Raw genomic sequence first — 5581 nt, forward strand, 5'->3', positions numbered from 1 at the left:
TGACTCACCATTTGCCTTATTTACAGCATGCGCGTATGGCGGAATTGGCAGACGCACTAGACTTAGGATCTAGCGGGCGACCGTGGGGGTTCAAGTCCCTCTACGCGCATCTAATATCCCCAGATTGCTCCAAGCAGCTTTGGGGATCCCTATGCGGAAGTGGCTCAGCGGTAGAGCATCGCCTTGCCAAGGCGAGGGTCGCGGGTTCGATCCCCGTCTTCCGCTTACTAGCGTAAGGGTCTAATAGACACCCTAACGCTTTTTTATCTTCGGGACGTAGCTCAGCTTGGTAGAGCACCTGCTTTGGGAGCAGGGGGTCGCATGTTCAAATCGTGTCGTCCCGATATTTACCACAGTTCTTCATCCAGTGATGAGGGACTGTGGTTTTTTGCTTATTCGGATTACCCGAGGTTAACTTAGTTACCTCCATGTAACTCATGTTCTAACCCAAAATGATGGCGTATACTAGTAGAGAAATGTATGCACATCATGAACTAAGGAGGGCTATGGTAAGTGGGAACGAATACGAAAATAGGCGGCGGAGGCTTCCATCACGTTGCACTTAGAGCGAATGATTTTGACGCCACAGTCAAGTTTTATACAGAAGGATTGGGTTTTGTAGAGAAGAACAACTGGGGCGAAGGTGATAAGCGAGCTGTCCTGCTGGACTCTGGTGACGGGAATTACATGGAGGTTTTCGCTGGAGGTACAGGAGAACCGCAACCTGAAGGATATTTCTTTCATGTAGCATTCCGCAGTAATAATGTAGATGGGGCTGTCGAAGCAGCCGTGGCTGCTGGCGCTATTGTGACGGTAGAACCCAAAGACGTGATCTTGGGCGTCAACCCGCCAACACCGGTACGCATCGCTTTTGTTAAAGGATTAAATGGTGAAATCATCGAGTTTTTCCAAAGCACTGGGGAGAACCAACTATAACTGTTCAGGAATGAAAGGGGCATGTGACATGGCTTATACCTTTACTTTATCGCTCGGAGATGAGGCGCCAGATTTTTCATTACCAGCTACGGATGGACAATCATACGCGTTGAAGGATTTCAGCGATGCGAAAACGCTCGTTATCTTTTTCACCTGCAACCATTGCCCTTATGTGATCGGTTCTAATGAAGTGACACGCGAAACTGCCAATCGGTTTAAAGATAAGGGTGTACAGTTCGTTGGTATCAACGCCAACAGCGTGAACACCAAGCCAGTAGATTCCTTCGATTATATGGTATCGCACATGGAGGAGCATCAATATCCATGGATCTACCTGAGAGACGAAACACAACAAACCGCATTAGCCTATGGAGCACTACGTACACCGCATTTTTATGTTTTTGATGAAAATCGCAAGTTAGTCTACACAGGACGCGGCGTTGATAGTCCGAAGGATGCTGCCAAAATTACAGTAAACAACTTAGATAACGCACTAGCGGAACTTACCTCAAGTCAAGAGATTACGTTACCGTTAACGAACCCAATTGGCTGTAATGTGAAATGGGACGGTAAAGATGCGCATTGGATGCCTGCGGATGCTTGTGACTTGGTATAGCTAACTTCATCCAAATTACATATCGTACAAAATAGAAAGCAATGATTCCTCCACATGTGGAAGTTCATTGTTTTTTTTCTTCCTATTATCACTAGTAATAAAGTTAATATATGGTAAAATAATAGAGTTCATCTAATCTACTACTAGCAACTCACGCATTTATTAATCATATAATTCCATGCCTAAGGAGAGACCGATTATGTCCTTTACACAACACCTAATTCAAAAATATGAGCACGAATGGCGCCAAACCCAGCAGCACCCCTTTGTCCAAGAGCTAGGACTGGGAACACTAGATCGCAATAAATTCAGGTTTTATATGATTCAAGACTATTTATATTTAGTTGATTATGCCAAATTATTCGCTTTAGGTGTCATCAAAGCTCCGGACCTCCAAACGATGAATGAATTCTCAGCGTCGCTTAGCAATATTTTGCATGTGGAAATGGGGATTCATCGATCTTATGCAGCTCACTTTGGGATCACCGAGGAAGAACTAGAGCAGGCAGAACCTTCACCAATTACGCTCGCTTACTCGCACTACATGTTGCATGTGGCACAGAATGGTGGATTAGCGGAGTTAACGGCAGCCTTGCTTCCTTGTATGTGGAGTTACTGGGAGATCGGCCGCATGCTGAAGGAGTTCCCAGGTGCAGTGGATCATCCGGACTATGGTGAATGGGTGAGAGGCTACAGCTCAGACGAGTTCGGTAAACATGCTGAATGGTGCATTACATTAATGGACCGATTAGCCTTAGGGAAATCAGAAAGCGAATTAGCACGATTAGAAACTATTTTTTTGAATACGACTCGCTACGAAACATTGTTCTGGGAAATGTCGTACCAACAACAGATGTGGCCATAATTTCCGACAAAAATGCCAATGAAACAAAATCATAAGAGCCCATAGAGTGAATATACATATACGGAAATCATCAAAAGTTGGTTATCAACTGGGAGGTGTTTCGTATGATTTATTGGATTTTAGCTGTGATTGTCGTGGTCGTCGGTGTGCTGGTTGTCATGAGTATTAGAAGAAGTAAATCTACAGCAACTGCTGAAGTGAAAACACACAAGCCCTGCTCCTACTGCAACGAGGAAATCGCCATTGATGCGCCAGTGTGCAAGTACTGTAGGGGGGTTGTAGTGGGCTAGGTTATGTCATAATATCAGGTGAAAAAGGGAAAAGAAAAGCAACGAGTCGTTCGCTAAAAGTGCGAATTGCTCGTTGCTTTTTGTGTCTTGTTAGTCCTTTTTTCCACGCCTGCTAGCTTCCTTGGCATCTAATGTTCCTAGGAAATCACTCGCCGTCCTGACAATATATTGAACTTCATCTAGTCCGCGTTCCATCAGCATGCTTTTGTGAATATCAATGATCAATTTCTTTTCATGGATACCATCTACCCCGTCAAGTTTCTGAAAATTAAACAACTCGCTTGGGTCTATTTCTAACGCATTCATTAGTGTTTCCAACGTGCTCAACGAAATGTTCCTTTGGCCTCGTTCAATATCCGATATGTGTGATTTGCTCATACCGACTTTACCTGTTTTTTCAGCCAGCTGATCCTGTGTGAACCCTTTAAGTTTTCTAATCATTCGCAATCTCTCACCAACGAGCCTTAGGAAATCGGACATCTCATTCACCTCAAATTGAGGTTATTGAATTCGAACCCAAAATGAGATACCTATATATGGTGATATAAAGTCAAAAATCATGCATAAAGGGTACTTCCAAAAACTAAACACTTCAAAAAGTTGGCACTATGGCTGAAAAAGGTGTAACATCTAACACATACAGCACACAGAAGGAGCATGAATCAGTTGAATATGGAAATACAGAATGAGCAAACGACAAGTTTAGAAGAGTTGAAAAAAGCAGCAAACCGCACATCCAATTGGAGGGAGCGTCTTGCGGCTGTTGAAGCATTAGGTGAAAATGACGATCTTCAATCCATTACCATCCTTACGCGACTTATGAAAAATGATAACGTCTATGCGATTCAGGAGATGGCTTACCGCAAGTTGAAACTTTTAGGTGAGGATGTACAGCAGCCCCCTCGTAAAAAAGGTGATTTGATTAAAGGTGTAGGTAAAATTTTACTTCGCATCAAGAAGAGCTTACCAGAAGGTCATACGTATGAGGCTTTCAAAGAAAAGCTGCAGAAAATGAGAAGTGATGTTTATGATACGTATGAAGGTGACAAAGGCGCGGATTTCGATGAGTGGTTAGAATCGACATGGTCGGGTTTATTAACGAATAAATAGAAGCAACAAATATGGAGTGAAGATATGGCTAAGGGTAAAGGTGGAACAGGTAGGGGAACGGACAGCAAGGGCTGGAACCGGTGGCAAGCAGCTGCTAATAAGGCAAAAAGCACCGCGAAACCCTACAAGAGTAAAGGTATTAAAGCTGCAGCAGCTGCGGCCAAGGCAGCAGGTACGACTAGTACTGCAAGTACCACGAGTACAAAGAGCAAGAAAGCTTAGCACATAGCTTAGCTATAACCACCCTCGGCATTATGGGCTGTTGTCAACAGCCCCATTATGCTGGGGGTGGTTTGTTTGTTAAAGCAGCTGTTTTTGCATCCATGACACGACCTGTGTAAGATAGATGTAGGATATTTTTGGATGAGGTGAGTGTCATGGTATTTGGGGCGCGCGTGTGGAAAACAGGCATCGCTGTTGCATTAGCTTTATATATAAGTGCTTGGCTCGAATTCACACCACCGGTCATCGCGGCCGTTGCAGCGATTTTTGCCATGCAGCCCTCGATTTACCGCTCCTGGCGATATTTCTTAGAGCAGCTGCAGACCAACATTATTGGTGCGGCTTTCGCACTGCTAGCGGGGATGTTTTTTTCGCAAAATGTGATTGCTATTGGCATCGTATGTATTATTGTTATCATTCTAAGTCTACGTTTGCGCATGGAAGAAACGATTGGTCTTACATTAGTAACCGTAGTGGCAGTGATGGAGGCCTCAGGTGAGTGGCGATTTGCCGTCAATCGTCTATTACTTAGCCTGATTGGGATCGGTTGTGCCTTCCTCGTGAATGTACTGTTCTTCCCCCCTAAGCCCAAAGAGCAATTCGCAGCACAGATTGGTTCTATTTTCAGCAAAATGTCGCTGCTCCTTCGCACGGTGATTTCGAATGAGATCAAGGAAACAGTGTTTCGTGAAGAGAAGGAAAGCCTCCGCAATAGCTTAAAGTCACTATCCGAGAAATATAGACTTATGGAAGAAGAAATTAAAAAGATGAAGGGCAGCGGCTCCAAACGGGTCCGCGAACTCGTCGTGTACAAGCAGAAGCTGCTTGTGATGTCCAAAGGACTTGAGGTATTGGAAGCTGTAGATGAGCATTATTTTCAGGCTTCCCGAAGTGCGGAAACGGATGTATGTTTTGATGATCATATGGAGAAATTGATTAAGTACCACGAGCATGTTCTATTGAAGTACGATGATAAACTGAAGGAAACGAGTTCGGATAGCTTGGAAATTGAGGCGGAGAACGAACAGTTTATGCTCGATCTCATCGCACGATACAGTGAGCAATCGCACGGTATGCTCCGACTCTCGATTGTGGCAGCAGCCATGTATGACTATGGTCATCAGATAGCACGGTTGGATAAGCTTGTGGAGCATGATCATCGAGGGGAAACTGAAGAGAGGGAACCTCTAGAAATTTTGCTCAAAAGTATACGACTCAAATAGTTCGGATTTGCGTTTGCTTTACGAAATGGTTTGTGTTATATTATGTGTCTTGCCCCGAACAGGGCAAGCATGAACAAGCACAAACCATGGAGTCTGAACGTGTTGATTATCTTCACGAATGGATGAAATGAAATAAAGCTTGCAAATGATAAATCAATATGGTATATTACTTCTCGCTGCTTCGGTAACACGGCAGTGAGCGAAAGAAATTGATCTTTGAAAACTGAACAACGAGTGAGTAAGCACGAACGAGAAATCGTTCAAAAAAGAGATTGCAAAATCTCGCTAGCAACGCAAATGAGCAATTAAGCTTTCAGAT

8 protein-coding genes and 3 tRNA genes are annotated in these 5581 nt (G+C 44.0%); 10 read left to right on the forward strand and 1 reads right to left on the reverse strand.

The genetic code is table 11. From position 1 onward, the window contains the following. The first annotated feature begins 29 nt into the window (after positions 1-29). The 7 genes from AC58PQ_RS29350 (at position 30) to AC58PQ_RS29380 (ending at position 2707) form a co-directional block, all read left to right on the forward strand. Positions 30-109: transfer RNA gene (locus AC58PQ_RS29350), tRNA-Leu, on the forward strand. 44 nt (positions 110-153) lie between these two features. Continuing rightward, positions 154-225, forward strand: a tRNA-Gly gene (locus AC58PQ_RS29355). A gap of 45 nt (positions 226-270) precedes the next feature. Continuing rightward, positions 271-344: transfer RNA gene (locus AC58PQ_RS29360), tRNA-Pro, on the forward strand. Between the two features lie 169 nt (positions 345-513). Beyond that, positions 514-936, forward strand: a complete 423-nt coding sequence (locus AC58PQ_RS29365) for a VOC family protein (protein WP_497247905.1) — start codon at positions 514-516, stop codon at positions 934-936. A gap of 28 nt (positions 937-964) precedes the next feature. Then, the gene (locus AC58PQ_RS29370; protein ID WP_497247907.1) at positions 965-1552 is read left to right on the forward strand and encodes a thioredoxin family protein; all 588 of its coding nucleotides are present in this window, start codon (positions 965-967) and stop codon (positions 1550-1552) included. Between the two features lie 199 nt (positions 1553-1751). Further along, a complete protein-coding gene (tenA, locus tag AC58PQ_RS29375; protein ID WP_497247909.1) occupies positions 1752-2417 on the forward strand; it encodes a thiaminase II in 666 nt (221 codons plus the stop codon). Positions 2418-2521: 104 nt separating this feature from the next. Beyond that, positions 2522-2707, forward strand: a complete 186-nt coding sequence (locus tag AC58PQ_RS29380) for a hypothetical protein (protein ID WP_497247911.1) — start codon at positions 2522-2524, stop codon at positions 2705-2707. A gap of 90 nt (positions 2708-2797) precedes the next feature. Here the strand turns inward: AC58PQ_RS29380 and AC58PQ_RS29385 are convergent, their stop codons facing one another. After that, positions 2798-3187: a helix-turn-helix domain-containing protein gene (locus AC58PQ_RS29385; protein WP_497247913.1), complete on the reverse strand. Its 390-nt coding sequence runs from the start codon at positions 3185-3187 to the stop codon at positions 2798-2800. A gap of 177 nt (positions 3188-3364) precedes the next feature. Here AC58PQ_RS29385 and AC58PQ_RS29390 point away from each other — a divergent pair, with 177 nt between their 5' ends. The 3 genes from AC58PQ_RS29390 (at position 3365) to AC58PQ_RS29400 (ending at position 5262) form a co-directional block, all read left to right on the forward strand. Next, entirely contained in the window at positions 3365-3817 is a 453-nt protein-coding gene (locus tag AC58PQ_RS29390) for a HEAT repeat domain-containing protein (protein ID WP_497247915.1), read from the forward strand. A gap of 24 nt (positions 3818-3841) precedes the next feature. Next, positions 3842-4039 (forward strand): DUF3934 family protein, encoded by a 198-nt coding sequence (locus tag AC58PQ_RS29395; RefSeq protein WP_497247917.1) that lies wholly within the window; start codon positions 3842-3844, stop codon positions 4037-4039. 155 nt (positions 4040-4194) lie between these two features. Further along, a complete protein-coding gene (locus tag AC58PQ_RS29400; protein WP_497247919.1) occupies positions 4195-5262 on the forward strand; it encodes an FUSC family protein in 1068 nt (355 codons plus the stop codon). The last annotated feature ends 319 nt before the right edge of the window (positions 5263-5581 follow it).

The sequence above is a fragment of the Paenibacillus sp. J22P143 genome, assembly GCF_059692035.1.

Bases quoted from the DNA above. Each gene is read 5' to 3' on its own strand.
- AC58PQ_RS29370 (WP_497247907.1), top strand. From the start codon at position 965: ATGGCTTATACCTTTACTTTATCGCTCGGAGATGAGGCGCCAGATTTT.
- AC58PQ_RS29385 (WP_497247913.1), bottom strand. From the start codon at position 3,187: ATGTCCGATTTCCTAAGGCTCGTTGGTGAGAGATTGCGAATGATTAGA.
- AC58PQ_RS29390 (WP_497247915.1), top strand. From the start codon at position 3,365: ATGAATCAGTTGAATATGGAAATACAGAATGAGCAAACGACAAGTTTA.
- AC58PQ_RS29395 (WP_497247917.1), top strand. From the start codon at position 3,842: ATGGCTAAGGGTAAAGGTGGAACAGGTAGGGGAACGGACAGCAAGGGC.
- tenA (WP_497247909.1), top strand. From the start codon at position 1,752: ATGTCCTTTACACAACACCTAATTCAAAAATATGAGCACGAATGGCGC.
- AC58PQ_RS29380 (WP_497247911.1), top strand. From the start codon at position 2,522: ATGATTTATTGGATTTTAGCTGTGATTGTCGTGGTCGTCGGTGTGCTG.
- AC58PQ_RS29400 (WP_497247919.1), top strand. From the start codon at position 4,195: ATGGTATTTGGGGCGCGCGTGTGGAAAACAGGCATCGCTGTTGCATTA.